Origin of the sequence: Actinomadura opuntiae (assembly GCF_030283205.1) — a bacterium.
In the GTDB taxonomy this organism is placed as follows: domain Bacteria; phylum Actinomycetota; class Actinomycetes; order Streptosporangiales; family Streptosporangiaceae; genus Spirillospora.
Map to the genome: position 1 here is coordinate 48,953 of NZ_JASNWF010000010.1, position 21,942 is coordinate 70,894.

The following is a 21,942-nucleotide window of genomic DNA, read 5'->3' on the forward strand; positions in this document are numbered from 1 at the left end:
CTGGACTAATTAACGTAGCAGATGGTCTCCGCCCTGCCCAGAGAGCGGATTGAATTAGGGTTGATCCATGACGAAGTCCGGGAACGCCCCCGTCCGGCACGCGACGATGCGCGGGCGCAACCTCGCCGTCGTGCTGGAGCACGTCGCCCGGCACCAGCCGGTCACCCGGGCCCGGCTCGCCGAGCTGACCGGCTTCACCAAGACCACGGTCTCCAACCTCGTCGGCCTGCTGGAGGGCGCGGGCCTCGTCCGCGACGGCGCGCCCGTCCACGAGGGGGAGCGCGGCAGGCCCGGCGTCGGGGTGTCGATCGCCGGGGACGGCGCCGCCGGGCTCGGGCTGGAGGTGAACGTCGACTACCTGGCCGCCTGCGTGCTGGACCTCGGCAAGCAGGTCCGGTACCGGCACGTCGTCAGCGCCGACAACCGCGGCCGCCCGCCCGCCGCCGTCCTCGCCGCGCTGTCGGCGCTCGCGGACGAGGCCGTGGCCGCCGCGGCGGGCCAGGGCCTGGCGGTCGCCGGCGCCGCCGTCGCGCTGCCCGGCCTGCTCGACCGCGAGCACGGCATCGTCCGGCACGCCCCCAACCTCGGCTGGACGGACGTACCGGTCGCCCTGCCGGCCGGCGCCGCGCCGCTGCCCGCCGAGTACGACAACGAGGCGAACCTCGCCGCGCTCGGCGAACTGTGGTTCGGCGGCGGCGCGCGGCTCGGCGACTTCGTGCACGTCTCCGGCGAGATCGGGATCGGCGCCGGCATCGTCGTCGACGGCCGGGTCTTCCGCGGCGCGCACGGCTTCGCCGGCGAGCTCGGGCACCTGGTCGCCGACCCGTCCGGACCGGCCTGCTCGTGCGGCGGCCGCGGCTGCCTGGAGCAGATCGCCGGGCAGGAGGCGATGCTGCGCGCCGCCGGGATCCCGCAGGCCAGGACGGTCACCGGCCCGGACGGCTCGGTGAACGCGCTCCTCGACCGGCTGAACGCCGGCGACGCCGCCGCGCTCGCCGCCGCCGACCGCGCGGGCCGCGCGCTCGGCGGCGCGCTCGCCTCCGTCGTGAACCTCCTCGACCCGGACGCGATCGTCCTCGGCGGCGTCTTCTCCCCGCTCGCCGAATGGATCCGGCCGCCGCTCCAGGACGTCCTCGCCGCCGGCCCCGGGTCGTTGCGGCGCGGCGCCCCGCCCGTCGAGGTGTCCGGGCTGGCCGAGGGCGCCGCCGTCCTCGGCGCCGCCGGGCTCGTCATCGAGCGCGTCATCGCCGACCCGGCGCTCCTGCTCTAGAGCGGGGTGTACTCGAAGCAGTCGAAGTCGGCGTGGTTCGCGCTGGGCCGTCCGTTGGAGGTGGCGTAGAGGCCGATGAGGACGCCGGTGAAGCCGCCGGCGACCTGGCTGGACAGGACGTCGCCGTCGATCGGGTCGCCCAGCGGCGTCCAGTGCCCCGGCCGTGGCGAGTAGGACGCCCGGTACCAGCGCCCGTGGGCCTCGAACCCGAGCCCGACCGCCCCCGGCACGGCCGGTGCCTCGGCCAGGACGGTCATGATCCCCTGCTCCCGCTTGGCCAGGCGCAGTCCCCGTTCCGTCGCGGCCAGCACGATGTGGAAGTCGTTGTTCTGCATGAGCGCGAGCCCGGCCTCCTCGTCGTCGGCGGGAGTGAAGTCGAGGCTGGTGAAGGCGGCGAAGTCCGGGTGCTGCTGCCGCCGTCCGACGAAGGACGGGTTGGCGACGTCGGCGAGGCTCTCCGGGCGCAACCGCAGCCGCAGGTGCCCGGGACGGTCGGTCAGGCTCCACCACCGTTCGCGCGGCGTCCGCAACATGGTCCAGGACGGGCCGAGTTCGGGTGCGTCGAACTGGTCGCACGCCGGGACGGCGGGCCACGGATGCTCCGGCAGCGACGGCACCGGAAGGCTCTCCTCGACCCGTCCGCCGGTGACCGGCCAGCCGTCCTCCCACGTCACCGGGGCCAGGAACGTCTCCCGGCCGAGGACGCAGCGGTCGCCGTGGTGCGGGCGCATCGCGAGCAGGACCGTCCACCACTCGCCGTCCGGCGTCTCCACCAGGTCGGCGTGCCCGGTACCGACGATCGGGTGGCCGGAGCCGAGGTCGCGGTGGGTCAGCACCGGGTTGCGGGGGTTGCCCTCGTAGGGGCCGGTGACGCGGTCGGCCCGCGCGATCACCACCGCGTGGTCCAGCGCGGTGCCGCCCTCGGCCGTCAGCAGGTAGTACCGCCCGCCGATCCGGTAGAGGTGGGAGCCCTCCGACCAGATCGCGCCCTTCAGCGCCCCGTCCCAGATCACGTGCTCCTCGCCGGCGAGGGACAGGGACGCCGGGTCGAACTCGCGCAGCCAGATCTCGGTGTGCCCCTCGTACCGCCCGGTCGGCCGGGTGCCGGTGCACCAGGCGCGGCCGTCGTCGTCGAAGAACAGGGACGGGTCGATGCCGTCCCCGCCGAGCCGCACCGCGTCCGACCACGGCCCGGACGGGTCGTCGGCCGTCATCACGAAGTGGCCCGACCAGTCCGGCCCGTCCACGAGGGTGCAGATCAGGTAGAAGGTGCCGTCGTGGTGCCGCAGCGTGGGCGCGTACAGCCCGCTCGACGCGGGGACGCCGTCGAGCGGCAGTTGCTCGGGCCGGTCGAGCGCGTGCCCGATCGGCCGCCAGTGCACCAGGTCGCGGCTGTGGTACATCGGCAGGCCGGGGAACCACTCGAACGTCGACGTCACGAGGTAGAAGTCGTCGCCGACACGGCAGATCGACGGGTCGGGGTGGCAGCCCGGCAGCACGGGATTGCGGAACTGCTTCACAGCGGTGTCACCACCACGGGGACCGTGAGGACGCGGTCCGGGCCGGGTTCGCGGACCGGGCCGTCCAGCGTGAACGAGCCACGCAGCGGCAGGTCGGCGCTGGAGCGCCCGACGGCCACCTCGATCATCCCCGGTTCGACGATGCGGCGCAGGTCCGGGCCGGTGAACGAGGTCCGGTCGGCGTGCACCTCGAACTCGACGCGCGCCGCCTCGCCCGGCCCCAGCCGGACGCGGGCGAACCCGGCGAGCCACCGTTCCGGCCGCACCACCGACGCGACCGGGTCGGACAGGTACAGCTGGACGACCTCCGTCCCCGCGCGTTCCCCGGCGTTGCGGACGACGGCGCCGACCCGGACCGTCCCGTCGGTGCCGGCGCGCTCGTCCACCCGCAGGTCGCCGTACTCGAACCGCGTCCAGGTCAGGCCATGCCCGAACGGGTACAGCGGTGCGGGGTCGACGGCGCTCCAGTCGTGCGGGCCGTCCATCGGGGAGCGGAGGTAGAGGACTGGCGGGCCGGACGCGTGGCGCGGCACGCTGATGGGCAGCCGCCCCGACGGTTCGACCCGTCCGGACAGGACTCCGGCGACCGCCGCCCCGCCCTCCTCGCCGGGGAAGAACGCCTGGACGACCGCGGCGGCGCGGTCGGCGATGCCGTCCAGCGCGTAGGGGCGACCGGTGAACAGCACGACGACGGCCGGAGTGCCGGTGTCGAGGACCGCTCGGGCGAGGTCGGCCTGGCGGCCCGGCAGCGCGAGGGTCTCGACGTCGCTGCCCTCCCCGGACGTCCCGCGGCCGAACAGCCCGGCGCGGTCGCCGAGCGCGAGCACGCACACGTCCGCGTCCCGCGCGGCGTCGGCCGCGGCCGCGATGTCGGCGTCGCCGGGCACCAGGACGTCCGCGCAGGCGGTCACGCGCAGGTCGGCCCCTTCGGCGCGCAGCGCCTCCGCGAGGGTCGGGATCTCCACGCCGAGCGGGACGTCCGGATGGCTCCGGCCGACGTGACTCGGGAAGGTGTAGGCGCCCAGCATCGCGAAGGGGTCGTCGGCCAGCGGCCCGACCAGCGCGACCCGCGCGCCGGACGCCAGCGGGAGCACGCCGTCGTTCGCCAGCAGCACCACCGACTCCTCGGCGACGAGCCGTGCGAGCGCCCGGTGCGCAGGCGGATCGAGATCGGGCACGGCCGCGTCGGCGGCGGGCGGTCCGTCCAGCAGCCCGAGTTCTGCCTTGAGGGTCAGGACGCGCTCGGCGGCGCGGTCGAGCAGTTCCTCGGGGACGGTGCCGCGCCGGACCTCCTCGATCAGCGGCGCGCCGTAGCAGCGGACGGTCGGCAGTTCCACGTCCACGCCGGCGCGCAGCGCGGCGGCGGCGGCCTCGCCCTGCGAACCGGCCACGCGGTGGCGGGTCTGCAGGAACGAGATCCCGAAGTAGTCGGCGACGACGACGCCGGTGAAGCCGAGCTCGTCGCGGAGCAGGCCGGTCAGCAGGCGCTCGTCGGCGGCGGCGGGCATGCCGTCCACGTCGGTGTAGGAGTGCATGACCGACCGGGCCCCGCCGTCGCGCAGCGCCATGACGAACGGTTCCACGACGACGTCGGCGAGCTCGCGCGGGCCGATCGGCGCGGGCGCCATGTTCCGGCCCGCGCGGGAGGCGGAGTAGCCGGCGAAATGCTTGAGCGTCGCGACGAGGCCGGACCGCTCCAGCGCCCGCACGTACGCGGTGCCGAGGACCCCGACGAGGTACGGGTCCTCGCCGATGCACTCCTCCGTCCGCCCCCAGCGGGGATCGCGGACGACGTCGAGCACCGGCGCGAGCCCCTGGTGGACGCCCGCCGCCCGCATCGCCGAACCGATCGCCGAGGCCATCTCGCCGACCAGAGCGGGGTCGAACGTGGCGCCCCACGCCGGCGGGCTCGGGAACACCGTCGCGCCCCACGTCATGAAGCCGTTCAGGCACTCCTCATGCGCGATCGCCGGGAGGCCGAACCGGTTGCCGGCGGCGAGGCGGCGCTGCAACTCCGCCAGCCGCGCCGCGCCCTCGGCCGCCGGGACGGGCGTGGTCCCGAACACGCGGGTGAGCTGCCCGAGCCCGCGGCCGAGCACCTCGTCCAGGTCCGGCGCCGTCTCCTGCGAGTCGTCCTCCATCGGGGCGACGGGGTCGCCCGGCTCGGCGGGCATCGCCCAGAAGCCGGCGAGCTGCCCGGCCTTCTCCTCCGGCGTCATCCGGGCCAGCAGGTCGGCGACCCGCGCGGCGGCCGGCAGCCCGCGGTCCCGCCAGGGCTCGCGGGCCGCGCGCGCGGCCGGGACGGCTTCGGTCATCGTTCCTCCGTGGGGGCCGGCGGGGCGGGGGGCGGCGGGGCGGTGGAGGCGCGGACGCGCAGGTCGGTGGCCAGCTCCACGCGCGGGGTCAGCGGCGGCCGCCCGTCCAGCAGCTGGAGCAGGGTGCGGGCGGCGACGCGGCCCATCTCCTCCAGCGGCTGCCGGACGGTGGTCAGCGGCGGCGACAGCCACTCGCAGGTCGGCAGGTCGTCGAAGCCGACGACGCTGAGGTCCTCGGGGATGCGCAGGCCGGCGAGCCGGGCCGCCTGGTAGGCGCCCATGGCCTGCTCGTCGCTGCCCGCGAAGATCGCGGTCGGCGGATCGGGCAGCTCCAGCAGCTCGCGGCTGCGGGCGAAGCCGCCCCGGTGGTGGAAGTCGCCGTAGCGGACCAGGTCCTTGTCGACCTCGATCCCGGCGCGCTCCAGCGCCGTCCGGTAGCCGTCCACGCGGGCCTGCGTGCACAGCATGTCGGCGGGCCCGCCGATCACCGCGATGCGGCGGTGGCCGAGCCCGATCAGGTGCTCGGTGGCCGCGAGGCCGCCCGCCCAGTTGGTGGCGCCGACGCTGGCGATGTCGGTGTCCGGCAGGTTCACCGGGTCGACCAGCACCAGCCCGACGCCGGCCTTCTCCAGCTGGGCGCGCTGGCGGTGCGTCATCCGCGACGTCACCAGGATCACCCCGTCGCTGTGGTGCAGCGCCGGCAGGTTCTGCCAGCTCGGCGGGCGGGCGTCGTCCTCGCGGACGAGCGAGACCACGACCCCGGTGCCGTGCTCGGCGCACTCGGCCTCGACGCCGCGCAGGATCTCCACCGCCCAGGGGCTGTCCAGCCCGGCGAGCACCAGGTCGATCAGCCCGGACCTGCGGGCGCGCCGGGCGACGCCGCCGGGGCCGGGGTAGTGGTGGGTGCGCAGCAGCGCCTCCACCCGCTCGCGGGTCGCGGCGGCGACGTCGGTCCGGCCGTTGAGGACCTTGGACACCGTGGCGGGGGAGACCCCCGCCTCGGCGGCGATGAGCGCCAGCGTCGGCCGGGACGGCGGTTCGGGCAACGCGTCGGTGGTGCGCACGGGCACGCTTCTCTCCTCCCCGAGGAAACGATTGCGAACAGTATCGCAATGTTTCGGTCTCTCCTAGTGCGGCGGTACCGGAACTCTGGCGCGCGGAATGCGGCCAACTGCCCCGGAGGTCTTGACCGGGCGGGGGTGCGTTCTTAGAGTTCCACGGCAACGGAGCCTCGAAGACTTTCGAAATGTTTCGAGCGGATCGCCCTCCGCTCCGGCCGTCGCCCGCCCCCCATCCAGGAGACCACCATGGGCATCCCACACCTGTCGCGCCGCTCGTTCCTCACCGCGGTCTCCGCGGGGGCGGTGGCGGTCACCGCCGCGCCGCTGCTCGCCGCCTGCGGCGGCGGGGACGACTCCGGATCGGGCGGCAAGGTGACCATCGAATGGATGGACATCGCCACCACCGAGCCGTCCAAGACGCTCTACCCGAAGATCGCCAAGGCCTACGAGGCCGCGCACCCGAACGTCCGGATCAAGCTCACCAACCTGGAGAACGAGGCGTTCAAGTCGAAGATGACCGCGCTCACCGCCTCGGGGAAGCTGCCCGACATCTTCGTGACCTGGGGCGGCGGCGTGCTCAAGCAGCAGATCGACGCGGGCCTGGTCAAGGACCTCACCTCCGACGCCTCCGGCCTGCTGAACACCATCACCCCCGTCTCCCAGAAGGCCTACCAGTTCGACGGCAAGACCTACGCCGTCCCGTACGACATGGGCATGGTCGGGTTCTGGTACAACAAGCGGCACTTCGACAAGGCCGGGATCAAGGCTCCTCCCAGGACGTGGGCGGAGTTCCTGGACGACGTCCGCAAGCTGAAGTCGGCCGGCATCACCCCCATCGCCCTCGGCGGCAAGGACAAGTGGCCCGGCATGTACTACTGGGCCTACCTCGCGATGCGCATCGGCGGCATGCCCGCCATGCAGCAGGCCGCCAAGAGCAACGACTTCGGCGGGCCCGCGTTCGTCGGCGCCGGGCAGCACCTCAAGGAACTCGTCGACCTGCAGCCCTTCCAGCCCGGCTTCCAGAACGCCGGCTTCGACGCCCCCGGCGGGGAGGCCGCGACCGTCGGCGCCGGCAAGGCCGCCATGGAGCTGATGGGGCAGTGGGCGCCGACGGTGGAGAAGGACGCCTCCGGCAAGGGCATCGGCGCCGACCAGGGCTGGTTCCCGTTCCCGGCCGTCGACGGCGGCCAGGGCGTCCCCACCGACGTGTTCGGCGGCGGCAACGGGCACGCGCTGAGCAAGAACGCTCCGAAGGAGGCCGTGGACTTCCTCGCCTTCCTCCTCAACAAGGAGAACGAGCAGGAACTGGTCTCGTCCGGCGCCTTCATGCCGGTCGTCAAGGGCGCCGAGAACACGCTCACCGACCCCAACCGCAAGCAGGTCGCCGAGGCGCTCGCCAACTCCACCGGCTTCCAGCTCTACCTCGACCAGGCGTTCCCGCCCGCCGTCGGCCAGCAGGTCAACGACAGCGTCGCCGCGCTCATCGGCGGCAAGCAGACGCCCGAGCAGGTCGCGCAGCAGGTGACCAAGGCGGCCAAGAGCCAATGACGGGACCCGGCACACTGTCCGTCACCACCGGCGACCGGCCGCGCCGCGCCGCGCGGGACCCGCGTTCCGAGCGGCGCCCGAAGGCGCCGCTCGGCCGGCGGCTGCGCGGCTGGACGGCCAGCACCTGGTTCCTGCTGCCGGCCCTGCTGCTGTTCTTCCTGTTCGTCCTGATCCCGATCGCGGTCGCGCTCTACACGAGCTTCTTCAAGTGGGGCGGCTTCGGCCGTCCCGAGGACTTCGTCGGCCTCGACAACTACCGCAAGCTGTCCGGCGACCCGATCTTCCGCGGCGACCTGTTGCGCGGCCTGGTCATCGTCGTGCTGTCGCTCGCCGTCCAGCTGCCGATCGCGCTCGGCACCGCCGTCCTGCTGAACCAGCGGATCCGGGGCCGCGCGGTGTACCGGGCGGTGTTCTTCGCGCCCTACATCCTGTCCGAGGTGATCGCCGGCGTGCTGTTCGGCATCATCTTCCTGCCCGGCAGCGGGCTCGCCGACGAGGTCGTCGGGGGCCTCCCGCTGCTCGGCGGGCTCGCCGGCAAGTGGTTCTCCGATCCCGGCACCGCGCTGCCCACCCTGTTCGCGGTCATGACATGGAAGTACTTCGGCTTCCACATGATGATCTACCTCGCCGGGCTGCAGGGCGTCCCGACGGAGGTCCTGGAGGCCGCCTCCATCGACGGGGCCGGGCCGTGGCGCCGGTTCCGCGCCGTCACGCTGCCGCTGCTCGCCCCGACCCTGCGGATCAGCGTGTTCCTGTCCGTCATCGGCTCGATCCAGCTGTTCGACCTGGTGTGGGTCACCACGACCGGCGGGCCGACCAATTCCACGGAGACGATGGCCGTCACCATGTTCCAGTTCGGCTTCAAGCGCTACCAGATGGGGTACGCGAGCGCGATCAGCGTGGCCATGTTCCTCATCAGCATGGTCTTCTCCCTGCTGTACCAGCGCTACGCGCTGCGCCGCGACCTGCAGGGCGCGGTCACCTCCGCGGGCGGCCGGCGATGAGGGCGGCCGTCGCGCGCGGCGTGTCCAAGCACGTGCTGGTGTGGGTGCTCGGCTCCTTCATCGTCGTCCCGCTGCTGTACGCGGTCGTCTCCGGGTTCAAGACCACCGGCGACCTCACCACGGACCCGATCGGCCTTCCCCACCCGTGGAAGGTGTCGAACTACACCGGCATCCTGGGCTCCGGCACGTTCTGGCGGCAGATCGGCAACAGCGTGCTGATCGCGGTCGCCACGACGCTGATCACCGTGGCGGCCGCCGCGCTCGCCGCGTTCGCGTTCGCCCGCTACGCCTTCCGCGGCCGGGAGTTCTTCTTCACCCTCTTCGCGATGGGGCTGATGTTCCCGCCCGCGGTGGCGGTGCTGCCGCTGTTCGTCCTGCTGCGCTCGTTCGGGCTGCTCGACGACCCGTTCGGCGTGATCCTGCCGCAGGCCGCGTTCGCGCTGCCGATGACGCTGATCATCCTGCGGTCCTTCTTCCGGACGATCCCCGCCGAGCTGGAGGAGGCCGCCATCATGGACGGCTGCAGCCGGTTCGGGTTCTTCTGGCGCATCCTGCTGCCGATGGCGCGGCCCGCCCTCGGCACCGTCTCGGTCCTCGCCATCGTGACGAGCTGGAACAACTTCTTCCTCCCGCTGCTGGTGCTCGGCGACCCGAAATGGCAGACGATCCCCGTCGGCATCCAGCAGTTCCAGGGGCAGTACTCGACGAACTACGCGCTCGTCATCGCCTACATCGTGCTGGCGATGGTCCCCGCCATCGCGTTCTACTCCGTGGCCGAACGGCAGCTGATCGGCGGGCTGACCGCCGGCGCGACGAAGGGGTGACCGCTCACTCGGCGAACGTCGTCAGCGCCTTGGCGAACAGGTCCGGATCGTCCGCCATCGCCATGTGCCCCTGACCCGGCAGCTCCACGACCTCGGCGCCGGGCAGGACGCGGGCCAGCGCGTCCGCCGTCGGCCGCTGGTACGGCGGGCTCGCCTCCCCGACCAGCAGCCGTACCGGCACCCGGATCGTCGCGAACCGCGCGCAGTCCTCGATCCGCGGCACGCTCTCGCTCTCCCGGACGAGCGGCGGCGCGTTGCCCAGGCACGCCGCCCAGAACCGGCGGGCCCCGCGCAGCGCGTCCACCTGCCGCGGCGACAGGCGGATCACGTCGCGGAACACCGTCTCGAGGAGCCGGTCGTAGTCCTCCTCGCGGGCGAGCCCGCGGAGTTTCTCCAGCAGTTCGGGGGAGGCGGCCTCGCGCCAGGGCGTCGTGATCGGGGGCTCGTAGAGCACGAGCCGTCCGATCGCGTCCGTCGCCATGGCCGCGTGGAGTGAGCACACCGCACCGTAGGAGTGGCCGACGAGGAAGACGTCCCGTCCCGCCGCCTCGACGACCGCGGCGATGTCCTCGCCCTCGCGCTCGACGGCGTACGGGCCGCCCTCCCTCGCGCTGTGGCCGCGTCCTCGCCGGTCCATCACGTGCACGGTGAAGCGCTCGGCGAGCACCGGCACCACCGGCGCCCAGCAGCGGCGGTCGACGGCCGCGCCGTGCACGAGCACCATCGGCGGTCCCGCGCCGATCGTCTCGTAGCCGACGACCGTCCCGTCCCTGGACTCGGCGTACCCGACCTCGGTCACGCGGGGAGCGTACCTGCCCAGGTCCGGGACGGGTATGCGAACATATGTTCGTGTCCGGCGCCGCCACGATCCTGCACGCCGACCTGGACGCCTTCTACGCGTCGGTCGAGCAGCGCGACGACCCCGCGCTGCGCGGCCGGCCGGTCATCGTCGGCGGCGGTGTGGTGCTGGCGGCCAGCTACGAGGCCAAGGCGCACGGCGTCCGCACCGCGATGAGCGGCGGCCAGGCGCGGCGGCTGTGCCCGCGCGCCGTGGTCGTCCCGCCCCGGATGGACGCCTACGCCGAGGCCAGCAAGGCGGTGTTCGCGCTGTTCCGCGCCACGACGCCGCTCGTCGAGGGCCTGTCGATCGACGAGGCGTTCCTCGACGTCGACGGCCTGCGCCGCATCTCCGGGACGCCCGCCGACATCGCGGCGCGGCTGCGGCGCCGGGTGGCCGAGGAGGTCGGGCTGCCGATCACCATCGGCGTGGCCCGCACGAAGTTCCTGGCGAAGGTGGCCAGCGGCGTCGCCAAGCCCGACGGGCTCCTCGTCGTCCCGCCGGACGGCGAACTGGAGTTCCTGCGCCCGCTGCCGGTGCGGCGGCTGTGGGGCGTCGGGCCCGCGACCGCCGCCAAGCTCGCCGGGTACGGGGTGACCACGGTCGGCCAGGTCGCCGACATGCCGGAGGAGGCGCTGGTGTCGCTGCTCGGCCCCGGCGCCGGACGCCACCTGCACGCGCTGGCCCGCAACCGGGACCCGCGTCTCGTCCGCACCGGCGTCCGTCGCCGCTCGATGGGCGCCCAGCGCGCCCTCGGCCGCCGGCAGCGGACGCCCGAGGAACTCGACGCGATGCTGGTCGGCCTGCTGGACCGGCTCGCGGGACGGCTGCGCGGCGCGCACCGGGTGTGCCGGACGGTCACGCTGCGGCTCCGGTTCGGCGACTACGCCCGCGCGACCCGCTCGCACACGCTGCCGCAGGCCACGGCCGACACGGCGGTGCTGCTGAACGCGGCCCGCCGCCTGCTCGGCGCCGCCGCCCCGCTGATCGCCGAGCGCGGGCTGACGCTGATCGGGGTGTCGCTCGGCTCCCTGCACGACGACCGGGCCGTCCAGCTCGCGCTCCCGTTCGACGCCGGCGAGGCCGCGGACGCCGCCGTCGACGGCGTCCGCGGCCGGTTCGGCTCGTCCGCGATCATGCCCGCGGTGCTCCTGGGCCGCGACCCCGGCCTCGCCGTCCCGACCCTCCCCGACGACCCACCCCACTGACCGAAGTCGCGGTGCGGCGCGTCGGCGCGGGGGCTTCAGAAGCTTCGGGGGATCTGAATCCGGCGCGCCGCGGCGCGGGCCGCCAGGCGGCCGAGCGCCGGGATCTCCAGCGGCAGCAGCGAGGGGAGGGGGTGGACGCGGCGGCGCTCGCCGCGCTCGATCGCCCGCACGACCGCCCGCGCGGCGGACTCGGGGGAGACCGGCGGGAGCGTGCGCACCGGCTTGCCGCGCCAGGGCAGCAGGCCGACGTCGCGGGCATCGGTGTCGGTTGCGCCCGGGACGTACTCCAGGACGGTGACGCCGGTGCCGCGCAGCTCGTTGCGCATCGTGCGGGTGGCGTGCGCGAGCGCGACCTTCGCCGAGCCGTAGTGCCCGAGCATCGGGACCGGCAGCGCCTGCAGGGTGGACGTGACGTTGACGATCACACCGCCGTCGCGCATCCCCGGCAGCAGCGCGCGGGCCAGCGCGAGCGGAGACCAGAAGTTCGTCTCGAACAGCGCCCGCGCGTCGGCGCCGTCACCCAATTCGCCCTGGGCCGCGACCAGTCCCGCGCCCGCGTTGCTGACCAACACGCGCACCCCGCCCAGAGCCTGCACCGCCGTGGTGGCGAGCGCGGCGGCGGCGCCCGGACGCGACAGGTCGGCCTCGATCACGTGCGGACGCGTCCCGCCGCGGGCGGCGATCCGGTCCGCCACCTCCTCCAGCGCGTCCCGGCGGCGGGCCGCGATCGCCAGCCGTGCGCCGCGTCCGGCGAGCGCGAACGCCAGGGCGCGCCCGATCCCGCTGGACGCGCCGGTGAGCAGGACCGGCGCGTCCGCCAGCTCGATCCGGGCCATCATCGCCTCCCGATATTGACTGATTATCAATCAGTTCGAGAGGCTAGACTCGCCCGCGACCGCACGTCAATCCGAGGGAGCCGCCGATGGCCCGGCCCGACCGCCGGCAGATGCTGATCGACGCCGCCGCCGAGTTGTTCACCGGCCGCGCCTACGACGAGGTGACCACCACCGAGATCGCCAGGCGGGCGGGCGTCGCCTACGGACTGATCGCGCACCACTTCGGCAACAAGCGCGGGCTCTACCTCGCGACGATCCGCGCCGCCGCCGACCGGCTGCGGGTCGTCCACGAGGCGGAGCCGCAGGGTGCGACGCCGGGGGAGCAGTTGCGCGACGCCCTCGACCGGCACATCGCCTACATGGAGGCCAACGCCGCCGGGTTCCTGGCGGTGATGCGCGGCGGCAACGGCTCCGACCCGGAGGTCCGCGCGATCGTGGAAGACCTGCGCTGGCAGGGCGCGCAACGGCTGCTGGACGCACTCGGCGTCCCCGACCCGGCCCGCCCCGTGCTGCGCACCACGATGCGCGGCTGGGTCGGTTACCTGGACGAGGTCGTCATCGACCACCTGCGGCATCGCGACGTCCCGCGCGACCGGCTGGCGGCCCTCGCGGCGGCGACCCTGGCCGCCGCCCTGCGCGCCGCGCGCGCGGCCGACCCGGACATCGGCCTGGACGCCGAGGTGCTCGACCTGCTCGACGCCTGACCCGTTGACGCAACCAGATGGTTGCCATAGTATGGCAACCGTTGAGTTGCTATACGGAGGTCGCCATGGGGTTTCCCGATCGGATCGAACGGACCGTGGAGCTCGCCGCCCCGCCGGGGAAGGTGTGGGCGGCGCTCACCACGGCCGAGGGGCTGGCCGCCTGGTTCGGCGAGGAGGCCGCCATCGACCTGCGGCCGGGCGGGCGGGCCTGGATGGGCTGGAGCGACGGATCCGCCGTCGCCATGCGCGTCGAACGGATCGAGGAGCCGCGGGTGTTCGGCTTCACCTGGCAGCTCAAGGGGCTGCCCGAGGGCGATCCGCGCCGCACCTACGTCGAGTTCACCCTCGAACCGTCCGGTGCGGGCACGCGGCTGCACGTGGTGGAGACCGGTTTCGCCCAGCTCCCCGAGGACGTCTACCAGGAGGAGTACGACGCGCACGTCGGCGGATGGGCGGCGGAACTGGACGAACTCACCGGACACCTCGATGCGGCCTGACCTCGAGGCGACCGCCGAGCGGGTCTTCGCCGCGCTGGCCGACCCGTCCCGGCGCTCCGTCCTGGCGACGCTGGCCGCGGACGGGCCGGCCACCGCCACCGATCTGGCCGCCCGGCTGCCGATCACGCGGCAGGCGATCGCCAAGCACCTCGCCCTGCTCACCGGGGCGGGCCTGGTGACGGCCGAACCGGGGGAGCGGCGCCGGGTGCGCTACCGGGTGCGCACCGCGCCGATGCGGGTGGCGCAGCAGTTCCTGAACGTGCTGGCCGGTGACTGGGACGACCGGCTCGACGCGCTCAAGGGCCACCTCGAGCCATGACCCGGACACCACGTACGGCCGGCGACGCCGGCCACAGGGAGGGACCATGAACGACCGGACGAACACGACGGCGGGCGCCGAGGCGCTGCCCAGGATCGTCGACCGGGCCACCTGGCAGGCCGAGCGGGACGCGCTCCTGGTGCGGGAGAAGGCGCACACCCACGAGGGCGACGCGATCGCGGCGGCGCGCCGGCGGCTGCCGATGGTGGAGGTGGACGCCGCCACGCCGCTGACCGGCCCGGACGGGCCCGTCACGCTGCTGGAGACGTTCGAGGGGCGGCGGCAGCTGATCGCCTACCACCACATGTGGCACGACGGCCACCCCGCCGCCGAGCAGTGCGAGGGATGCACGTTCTTCAACTCGCAGGTGCGGGAGCTGTCCTACCTGCACGCCCGCGACGTCACCTACGCCACCTTCTGCAAGGGCCCGTACAAGGACAGCGTCCGCTACCGCGACTTCATGGGCTGGGACGTCCCCTGGTACTCGGCACGGGACTCCATCGACGCCCTGCACGCGGACCGGAGCAGCTTCGGATTGGCGTGCTACCTGCGTGACGGCGACCGGGTGTTCGAGACGTACTGGACCACCGGCCGCGGCGTCGAGCCGATGGCCCCGACCTGCGGGCTGCTCGACATGACCGTGTACGGAAGGCAGGAGGGCTGGGAGGACTCGCCCGCCGGATGGCCCCGGCCGTGGGAGAGCGACGGCGACAACTGGCGGACCGGCGGGCGTCCGACCGCGCAGCTGTCCCGGCTCGAAGCCGGGCGCTCCGACGATCTCGGCGGCACCCGGCCCTGAGCGAGGTCCGGCCCGTCGTCCCGTCCACCATGCCGAGGCCGGGCCGGTCACCGTCCGGCTCCCGACCGGGGGCGCGGGCCGAGGATCCCGCCCGTGACCGGTGGCCGGGGCCGAGCCCGGACGCGGTGCGTCCCGGCGTGAGCACGCCGCGTTTCGTGAGACGATCGTCTTCCCCCGGGACGAAGCGGAGATTGCGATGGCCGAGGAGAGGTGGTCCCCCGCCGACGTCGACCTGACGACGCCCAACACGGCGCGGATCTACGACTACCTGCTCGGCGGCAAGGACAACTACGCCGCCGACCGCGAGGTCGCCGAGCAGCTGCTGGGCGTCATCCCGGAGGCGGGGAGGGCGGCCAGGGAGAACCACGCGTTCGTCGGCCGCGCCGTCCGGTACCTCGCGGAGCGCGGCGTGCGGCAGTTCATCGACGTCGGCAGCAAGCTGCCTGCGGCCGGGAACGTGCACGAGGTCGCGGCCGAGGTCGCCCCGGACGCGACCGTCGTGTTCGCCGACGGCGACCCCGTCGTCCTGGTGCACGCGCGGGCGCTGCTGGCCGGCACGAAGCGGACGACGGTCGTGCAGTGCGACCTCCGGCGTCCCGAGACGCTCACCGGCGACCCGGTCGTGCGCGAGCACATCGACTTCTCCGAACCGGTCGCGGTCGTGCTCGACCGGGTCCTGCACTTCATCCGCGACACCGCCGATGCGACGCGGACCGTCCGGCGGCTGCACGAGGCGCTGCCGCCCGGCGGACACCTGGTGTTCACCCACATCACCCACGAGCCCCAGCCGCAGTCCAGCAAGGACGTCACCGAGGTGTTCAAGCCGACCTGGCACTTCTGGGGCCGGACCCGGGCCGAGGTGGAGGCGCTCGTCGCGCCGTTCGAGCTGCTCGAACCCGGCCTCACCTACACCCCGCTGTGGCGCCCCGAGCCCGGTGCGGCGATCGAGGACCCCGAGCGGACGTTCACGCTCGCGGGCGTCGGCCGCCGCGTCTGACCGCCCGTCAGCCGGCGAACGCGGGGGAGGGCAGCCCCTGGCCCGCGCCGGGGACGACGAACAGCGATCCGCCGTGGGGATCGTCCTTCGGCGCGCCCACGGTCGCCGTCGTGATGTAGAGGTCGCGGAGGTCCGGGCCGCCGAACGCGCAGGCGGTGGTCTGCGCGGCGGGCACCTCGATGGTGCGGTCGAGGTCGCCGTCGGGGGTGTAGCAGAGGACGCGGCCGGAGCCCCACAGGGCGACCCAGAGCCGTCCGTCGGCGTCGGTGGTGAGCCCGTCGGGCAGGCCCGGGACGGAGACGAGCGCGCGCCGGCCGGTGGCGCCCTGCTCGGGGCGGAAGTCGAAGACGTCGATGCGGCGCGTGGGCGTGTCGACGTAGTACATCAGGCGCCCGTCGGGGCTCCAGGCGATCCCGTTGCTGATCGTCACGTCGTCCAGCACCGTGGTCGTCTCGCCGTCCGGGCGAACGCGGCGCAGCCGGCCGCCTCCCGGCGCCTCGTCGTAGCGCATGGTCCCGGCCCACAGTGCCCCGTCCGGGCCGACGGCCGCGTCGTTGCCGCGGCATCCGGGGACGGGGTGCTCTGCGAGCCAGTGGAAGGCGCCGTCGGGGTCGTAGAGCCCGACGCCGTCGCGGAGGTTGACGACCAGGCCGCCGCCCGTCCGGGGCCTGGCCGCGCCCACGTGCTGGGCCGTGTGGCGGACGGTGTCGGCGCCGGTGGCCGGGTCGTAGGCGTGCACCTCGTTGCCGAGGATGTCGACCCAGAGCAGCACGCCGGCGGCGGCGTGCCAGTTGGGTCCCTCGCCGAGCCGGACGCGGGAGGGCAGGGCGATCTCGATGCGGTGTTCCATGGGGATCCTCGGGCGGCCCGGACGGCCGGGAGCGGGCGCCGGCGGGTCGCCGGCCGCCCGCTCCCGGCCGGGGGTCAGGACGCGGAGAAGGAGTAGACGCTGGTGGAGTCGTAAGTCTGGCCGGGCCGCAGCGTGGTGCTCGGGAACTGCGGCTTGTTGGGCGAGTCGGGGAAGTGCTGGGTCTCCATGGCGAACCCGTCGCCCTGCCGGTACATCTTCCCGCCGGTGCCGACGAGCCGGCCGTCGAGGAAGTTGCCGGAGTAGAACTGCAGGCCGGGTTGGTCGGTGCGGATCTCCATCACCCGGCCGGTGGTCGGCTCGGTGACGCGGGCGGCGAGCTTCATGCCGGAGCCGTCGAGCACGAAGTTGTGGTCGTAGCCGCGCCCGTACACCATCTGCTGGTGGCCGTCGCGGATGCGTTCGCCGATGGTGTGCGGCCGGGTGAAGTCCAGCGGCGTGCCGTGCACCGTGGCCAGCTGCCCCGTCGGGATGAGGGTCGAGTCGACCGGGGTGTAGCGGGACGCGTTGATCTGCACCTTGTGGTCGTAGACCTCGCCGGATCCCTCACCGGCCAGGTTGAAGTAGGTGTGGTTGGTCAGGTTCACCACGGTCGGTTTGTCGGTGGTGGCCTGGTAGCGGATGCGCAGGTCGTTCTTGCGGGTCACGGTGTAGGTGACGGTGGTGCGCAGGGTGCCGGGGTAGCCCTCCTCGCCGTCGGGGCTGACGTACGTCAGGCGCAGCGACACCCCGTCCCCGCCCTTGACCGGTTCGGCCTTCCACACCCGCTTGTCGAAGCCGGTCGTGCCGCCGTGCAGGCTGTTGTTCCCGTCGTTGGCGGGGACCTTGTAGGTCTTGCCGTCCAGCGTGAACTGCGCGCCGCCGATCCGGTTGCCGTAGCGCCCGATCAGCGCCCCGAAGTAGGGGTTCTCGTCCTTGTAGGTGTCGCTGAGGTAGCCGTCCAGCTTCCCGAACCCGAGCGCGACGTTGCCGGACCGGCCGTGGTGGTCGGGGACGTCGAGGGACTGGACGATGCCGCCGTAGGTGAGGATGCGGACCTTCATCCCGTGGCCGCTGCCGAGCGTGTACCGGTCGATCTTCGTGCCGTCCGGCAGCGCGCCGAACGGCTCCTTGGCGATGGTGGGCCCGGACGACGCGGCGGTCGCCGGGACGGCGAGGAGGCCGCCCGCGAGCAGGGCGGCGGTGGCCAGCGGGACGGTGAGGGGTGGGACGCGCTTCATCGGTGTTCCTCTCGCGTGGGGGGGAGGGAGGAGACGGACTTGCGTGTTCTCTGGGTGACGGGGACCGGCGGACGGCCGCCGGCCCCCTTCGGGGTGCGCCGGGTCAGCGCAGCAGCGGCGAGCCGGCCCGCCGCTTGGTCCAGACGTCGAACGCGACGGCGGCGAGCAGCACCAGGCCCTTGACCAGCATCACCCGCTCGCTCGGCGCGCCCATCAGCGACATGCCGTTGTTGATCACGCCCATGATCAGGCCGCCGGTGAGGGCGCCGACCACCTTGCCGACGCCGCCCTGCACCGCCGCGCCGCCGATGAAGGCCGCCGCGATCGCGTCCAGCTCGAAGGTGTTGCCCGCGGTGGGCCCCGCCTGGTTGAGCCGGCCGGCGAAGATGATGCCGGCCAGCGCCGACAGCACGCCCATGTTGACGAACAGCCAGAACACCACCGACTTGGCCCGCACGCCCGACAGCACGGCCGCCTGCAGGTTGCCGCCGACGGCGTACACGTGCCGGCCGAACACCGAGCGGGCCGTCAGCAGCGAGTACGCCAGCACCAGCGCCGCCAGCAGCACCAGCACCCACGGCAGGTTGTGGAACCGGGCCAGCTGCACGGTCACCGCCATGATCAGCGCACCGGCGGCGGCGATCTTCAGCAGGAACACCGGCACCGGGTCGACGGTCTGCCCGTAGCCGATCCGCGTCGCGCGGGTGCGCCACCGCGAGACCGCAAGGCCCGCGACGGTCACGATCCCGACGAGCAGGCTGAAAAGGTCGGCGCCGCCCAGCGGCCCGAGCCCGACGTTGCCGAAGTAGCCGGAGGTGAATCCGTTCGACAGCGTGCGGACCTGGTCGGGGAACGGCCCGAGGCCCTGGTTGCCGAGCACCGTCATGGTCAGCGCGCGGAACAGCAGCATCCCCGCCAGGGTGACGATGAACGACGGGATGCCGAAGAAGGCGGTCCAGTAGCCCTGCCACGCGCCGATCGCGGCGCCCGCGACCAGCGTCAGCAGCAGGGCCAGCGGCCAGGCGACATGGTGGTTGACCATCAGCCAGGCGGCGATGGCGCCCGTGACGCCGACCAGCGAGCCCACCGACAGGTCGATGTGCCCGGAGATGATGATGAGGATCATCCCGATCGCCAGGATCAGGATGTAGGAGTTCTGCACGATGATGTTGGAGATGTTCTGCGGCTGCAGCAGATCGCCCCCGGTCAGCACCGCGAACAGCACGACGATCAGTGCGAACGCGATGTAGATGCCGCTCTGCCGCACGTTGACGGTCAGCCGCGGCCGGGCGGCGGGCGCCGCCGCCCCGGGCGCCGCGGCGGGGCCCGCGGCGTCGGCGGCGTCGGTCTTCGCGGGCGCGGTACGGCTCATCCGGCCTGCTCCCTTCCCATGGTCATGTAGGACATGAGGCGCTCCTGCGTGGCCTGCGCGCGCGGCACCTCGCCGGTGATCCGGCCGGCCGCCATCGTGTAGATCCGGTCGCACATGCCGAGCAGCTCGGGCAGCTCCGAGGAGATCAGCAGGATCGCCCGGCCCTCCGCGGCGAGCCGGTTGATGATCGTGTAGATCTCGTACTTGGCGCCGACGTCGATGCCGCGGGTCGGCTCGTCCAGGATCAGCACGTCCGGATCAGTGAAGATCCACTTGGACAGCACGACCTTCTGCTGGTTGCCGCCGCTCAGCTGCCCGGTCGCGGCCAGCACGCTGGGCGCCTTGATGTTCAGCCCGCCGCGGAACTCCTCGGCGACCTTGTACTCCTCGAACTCGTTCACCCATCCGGCCCGGGCCAGCTTCCCGACCCGGGCGGCCGACACGTTCTTCTTGATGTCCTGGATGAGGTTGAGGCCGTAGCGCTTGCGGTCCTCGGTGGCGTAGGCGATGCGGTGCCGGATCGCGTCCCGGACGGTGCGCAGCTGGACGGGTTCGCCGTCCTTGTACACCCGGCCGGAGATGTCCACGCCGTAGGACCGCCCGAACACGCTCATCGCCAGCTCGGTGCGGCCCGCGCCCATCAGCCCGGCCAGCCCCACGACCTCGCCGCGCCGCAGGGACAGCGCGGCCCCCGACACCACCGCCCGGTCGCGCTGCGCCGGGCTGTGCACGGTCCAGTCCTCGATCCGCAGCACCTCCTCGCCGACCCGCGGCTCGCGCGGCGGGTAGCGGTGCTCCAGGTCGCGGCCGACCATGCCGGCGATGATCCGGTCCTCGGTGACCCCGCCGGCGGACGGGTCGAGCGTCTCGATCATCCGGCCGTCGCGCAGCACGCTGATGGTGTCGGCGATGGCCAGCACCTCGTTCAGCTTGTGCGAGATGATCACGCAGGTGATGCCGTCGTCGCGCAGCTCCCGCATCAGGTTCAGCAGGTGCGCGGAGTCCTCGTCGTTGAGGGCGGCGGTCGGCTCGTCCAGGATCAGCAGCCGCACCCGCTTGGACAGCGCCTTGGCGATCTCGACCAGCTGCTGCTTGCCGACGCCGAGGTCGGCGATCGGGGTCACCGGGTTCTCCGGCAGCCCGACCCGCTCCAGCAGCCGGCCCGCCTCGTGGTTGGTGCGGTTCCAGTCGACCAGGCCGCGCAGCCCGAGGAACCCGCGCGGCGTGCGCTCGTTGCCGAGGAAGATGTTCTCGGCGATCGACAGCTGCGGGCACAGCGCCAGCTCCTGGTGGATGATGACGATGCCGCGCTCCTCGCTGTCGCGGATGCCGGAGAACCGGCACGGCTCGCCGTCGAAGAGGATCTCCCCGTCGTACGAGCCGTGCGGGTACACCCCGGACAGCACCTTCATCAGCGTCGACTTGCCCGCGCCGTTCTCCCCGCAGATCGCGTGGATCTCGCCGCGGCGCACCGTCAGGTCGACGTCCGCCAGCGCGTTCACGCCGGGGAACGTCTTGGTGATCCCCCGCATCCGCAGGATGTCGTCGCCTCCCGCGGCGCCGGCCGCGGCCGCCGCTTCGGTGGTGTCGTCGGTGGTCACGGCGTCATCCCAGCTGCGCCTGCGTGTAGTAGCCGGACTGCACCAGCTCGGACTGCACGTTGGACTTGTTGACGATGACCGGCTGGAGCATCTGGGTCGGGACGACCTTCTTGGTGTTGTTGTAGTCCGTGGTGTTGTTCACCTGCGGCTTGCCGCCCTTGAGGATGGCGTCGGACATCTTGGCCGCCTCGTCGGCGAGCTTGCGGACGTCCTTGAAGATCGTCGAGTACTGCTCGCCGGCCAGGATCGACTTCACCGACGCCCGCTCGGCGTCCTGCCCGGTCACCACCGGGTACGGCTGGCTCCCCGTGCCGTAGCCGTTGCTCTTGAGCGCCGACAGGATGCCGATCGAGAGCCCGTCGTAGGGCGACAGCACGCCGTCGACCTTGGCGCCGCCCCGGTAGGTCTTGGTGAGGATGTCCTCCATCCGCTTCTGCGCCGTGGCCGGGTCCCAGCGCAGGATCGCCATCGTCTTGAAGTCGGTCTGGCCGCTCTTGACGACGAGGGTGCCCTTGTCGATGTACGGCTTGAGCACCGACATCGCGCCGTTGTAGAAGAACGGCGCGTTGTTGTCGTCGGGCGAGCCGGCGAACAGCTCGATGTTGAACGGGCCCTTGGCCTTGCCCTCGGAGCCGTCCGCGTTCTTGACCTTCAGGCCGGTGAGCAGCGAGGTCGCCTGCTCCACGCCGACCTTGTAGTTGTCGAAGGTGACGTAGTAGTCGACGTCCGGGCTGCGCATGATCAGCCGGTCGTAGGAGATCACCGGGATGTGGTTCTGGTGCGCCTCCTCCAGCTGGCTGGTCAGCGCGGTGCCGTCGATGGAGGCGACGACCAGCAGCTTGGCGCCCTTGGTGATCTGGTTCTCGATCTGGCTGACCTGCGTCGGGATGTCGTTCTCGGCGTACTGCAGGTCGACCTTGTACCCGAGCTTCTCCAGGTCGGCCTTCAGCGTGTTGCCGTCGCGGATCCAGCGCTCGGACGACTTGGTCGGCATCGTGACGCCGATCAGCGCGCCCTTGGCGTCGCCGGCCTTGGGCTTCTTGTCGACGCTCTTCTCGCTGGAGCCGCACGCCGTCATTGCGGTCGCCAGCACCAGTGAGGACAGCACCGCGGTGATGCGCCGGAATCTCATCTCGTTCTC

At 73.0% G+C, this 21,942-nt stretch carries 20 protein-coding genes; 10 read left to right on the forward strand and 10 right to left on the reverse strand.

Features of this window, described 5'->3' with window-relative positions; translation table 11 throughout:
• Window positions 1-67 precede the first annotated feature (67 nt).
• A complete protein-coding gene (locus tag QP089_RS22410) occupies window positions 68-1,270 on the forward strand; it encodes an ROK family transcriptional regulator (RefSeq protein WP_285913708.1) in 1,203 nt (400 codons plus the stop codon).
• Here the strand turns inward: QP089_RS22410 and QP089_RS22415 are convergent.
• Genes QP089_RS22415 through QP089_RS22425 form a run of 3 tightly spaced genes read right to left on the reverse strand, consistent with a single transcriptional unit; the run spans window position 1,267 to window position 6,175 of the window.
• Window positions 1,267-2,790, reverse strand: a complete 1,524-nt coding sequence (locus QP089_RS22415; RefSeq protein WP_285913709.1) for a glycoside hydrolase family 43 protein — start codon at window positions 2,788-2,790, stop codon at window positions 1,267-1,269. The two genes, QP089_RS22410 and QP089_RS22415, sit on opposite strands and share 4 nt — an antisense overlap.
• Complete coding sequence (locus QP089_RS22420; RefSeq protein ID WP_285913710.1) at window positions 2,787-5,105, reverse strand: glycoside hydrolase family 3 N-terminal domain-containing protein; 2,319 nt, start codon at window positions 5,103-5,105, stop codon at window positions 2,787-2,789. The genes QP089_RS22415 and QP089_RS22420 overlap by 4 nt, the downstream gene beginning before the upstream one ends.
• Entirely contained in the window at window positions 5,102-6,175 is a 1,074-nt protein-coding gene (locus tag QP089_RS22425; RefSeq protein ID WP_285913711.1) for a LacI family DNA-binding transcriptional regulator, read from the reverse strand. Before QP089_RS22425 ends, QP089_RS22420 begins: the two co-directional genes overlap by 4 nt.
• A gap of 237 nt (window positions 6,176-6,412) precedes the next feature.
• On the opposite strand from QP089_RS22425, the gene QP089_RS22430 reads away from it, so the two are divergent.
• Genes QP089_RS22430 through QP089_RS22440 form a run of 3 tightly spaced genes read left to right on the forward strand, consistent with a single transcriptional unit; the run spans window position 6,413 to window position 9,542 of the window.
• Complete coding sequence (locus tag QP089_RS22430; RefSeq protein WP_285913712.1) at window positions 6,413-7,714, forward strand: extracellular solute-binding protein; 1,302 nt, start codon at window positions 6,413-6,415, stop codon at window positions 7,712-7,714.
• Window positions 7,711-8,718 carry a carbohydrate ABC transporter permease gene (locus tag QP089_RS22435; RefSeq protein WP_285913713.1) on the forward strand — a complete coding sequence of 336 codons (1,008 nt, stop codon included), beginning with the start codon at window positions 7,711-7,713 and terminating at the stop codon, window positions 8,716-8,718. The genes QP089_RS22430 and QP089_RS22435 overlap by 4 nt, the downstream gene beginning before the upstream one ends.
• Window positions 8,715-9,542 carry a carbohydrate ABC transporter permease gene (locus tag QP089_RS22440; protein ID WP_285913714.1) on the forward strand — a complete coding sequence of 276 codons (828 nt, stop codon included), beginning with the start codon at window positions 8,715-8,717 and terminating at the stop codon, window positions 9,540-9,542. The genes QP089_RS22435 and QP089_RS22440 overlap by 4 nt, the downstream gene beginning before the upstream one ends.
• A gap of 4 nt (window positions 9,543-9,546) precedes the next feature.
• On the opposite strand, the gene QP089_RS22445 is transcribed toward QP089_RS22440, so the two are convergent.
• Window positions 9,547-10,341: an alpha/beta fold hydrolase gene (locus tag QP089_RS22445; protein WP_285913715.1), complete on the reverse strand. Its 795-nt coding sequence runs from the start codon at window positions 10,339-10,341 to the stop codon at window positions 9,547-9,549.
• A gap of 50 nt (window positions 10,342-10,391) precedes the next feature.
• On the opposite strand from QP089_RS22445, the gene dinB reads away from it, so the two are divergent.
• On the forward strand, window positions 10,392-11,588 hold the full coding sequence (gene dinB, locus QP089_RS22450; RefSeq protein WP_285913716.1) for a DNA polymerase IV: 1,197 nt from the start codon (window positions 10,392-10,394) through the stop codon (window positions 11,586-11,588).
• Between the two features lie 35 nt (window positions 11,589-11,623).
• On the opposite strand, the gene QP089_RS22455 is transcribed toward dinB, so the two are convergent.
• Window positions 11,624-12,427 carry an SDR family NAD(P)-dependent oxidoreductase gene (locus QP089_RS22455; RefSeq protein WP_285913717.1) on the reverse strand — a complete coding sequence of 268 codons (804 nt, stop codon included), beginning with the start codon at window positions 12,425-12,427 and terminating at the stop codon, window positions 11,624-11,626.
• An 83-nt stretch (window positions 12,428-12,510) separates the two neighbouring features.
• Here QP089_RS22455 and QP089_RS22460 point away from each other — a divergent pair, with 83 nt between their 5' ends.
• The 5 genes from QP089_RS22460 to QP089_RS22480 all read left to right on the forward strand — a co-directional run bounded on the left by QP089_RS22460 (window position 12,511) and on the right by QP089_RS22480 (window position 15,740).
• Entirely contained in the window at window positions 12,511-13,128 is a 618-nt protein-coding gene (locus tag QP089_RS22460) for a TetR/AcrR family transcriptional regulator (RefSeq protein ID WP_285913718.1), read from the forward strand.
• A 65-nt stretch (window positions 13,129-13,193) separates the two neighbouring features.
• Entirely contained in the window at window positions 13,194-13,625 is a 432-nt protein-coding gene (locus QP089_RS22465; RefSeq protein ID WP_285913719.1) for an SRPBCC domain-containing protein, read from the forward strand.
• Window positions 13,615-13,944: an ArsR/SmtB family transcription factor gene (locus tag QP089_RS22470; protein WP_285913720.1), complete on the forward strand. Its 330-nt coding sequence runs from the start codon at window positions 13,615-13,617 to the stop codon at window positions 13,942-13,944. The genes QP089_RS22465 and QP089_RS22470 overlap by 11 nt, the downstream gene beginning before the upstream one ends.
• Before the next feature lie 46 nt (window positions 13,945-13,990).
• A complete protein-coding gene (locus QP089_RS22475; RefSeq protein WP_285913721.1) occupies window positions 13,991-14,743 on the forward strand; it encodes a DUF899 family protein in 753 nt (250 codons plus the stop codon).
• 196 nt (window positions 14,744-14,939) lie between these two features.
• Window positions 14,940-15,740 (forward strand): SAM-dependent methyltransferase, encoded by an 801-nt coding sequence (locus tag QP089_RS22480; RefSeq protein ID WP_285913722.1) that lies wholly within the window; start codon window positions 14,940-14,942, stop codon window positions 15,738-15,740.
• 7 nt (window positions 15,741-15,747) lie between these two features.
• On the opposite strand, the gene QP089_RS22485 is transcribed toward QP089_RS22480, so the two are convergent.
• From QP089_RS22485 to chvE, 5 genes are all read right to left on the reverse strand, one after another.
• Window positions 15,748-16,590 (reverse strand): SMP-30/gluconolactonase/LRE family protein, encoded by an 843-nt coding sequence (locus QP089_RS22485; protein WP_285913723.1) that lies wholly within the window; start codon window positions 16,588-16,590, stop codon window positions 15,748-15,750.
• Between the two features lie 74 nt (window positions 16,591-16,664).
• Entirely contained in the window at window positions 16,665-17,828 is a 1,164-nt protein-coding gene (locus QP089_RS22490) for an aldose epimerase family protein (RefSeq protein ID WP_285913724.1), read from the reverse strand.
• Window positions 17,829-17,931: 103 nt separating this feature from the next.
• A complete protein-coding gene (gene mmsB, locus QP089_RS22495; RefSeq protein WP_285913725.1) occupies window positions 17,932-19,200 on the reverse strand; it encodes a multiple monosaccharide ABC transporter permease in 1,269 nt (422 codons plus the stop codon).
• Window positions 19,197-20,801 carry a multiple monosaccharide ABC transporter ATP-binding protein gene (gene mmsA / locus QP089_RS22500; protein ID WP_446474076.1) on the reverse strand — a complete coding sequence of 535 codons (1,605 nt, stop codon included), beginning with the start codon at window positions 20,799-20,801 and terminating at the stop codon, window positions 19,197-19,199. The genes mmsB and mmsA overlap by 4 nt, the downstream gene beginning before the upstream one ends.
• Before the next feature lie 4 nt (window positions 20,802-20,805).
• Window positions 20,806-21,933 (reverse strand): multiple monosaccharide ABC transporter substrate-binding protein, encoded by a 1,128-nt coding sequence (gene chvE, locus QP089_RS22505; protein ID WP_285913726.1) that lies wholly within the window; start codon window positions 21,931-21,933, stop codon window positions 20,806-20,808.
• Window positions 21,934-21,942: the final 9 nt, after the last annotated feature.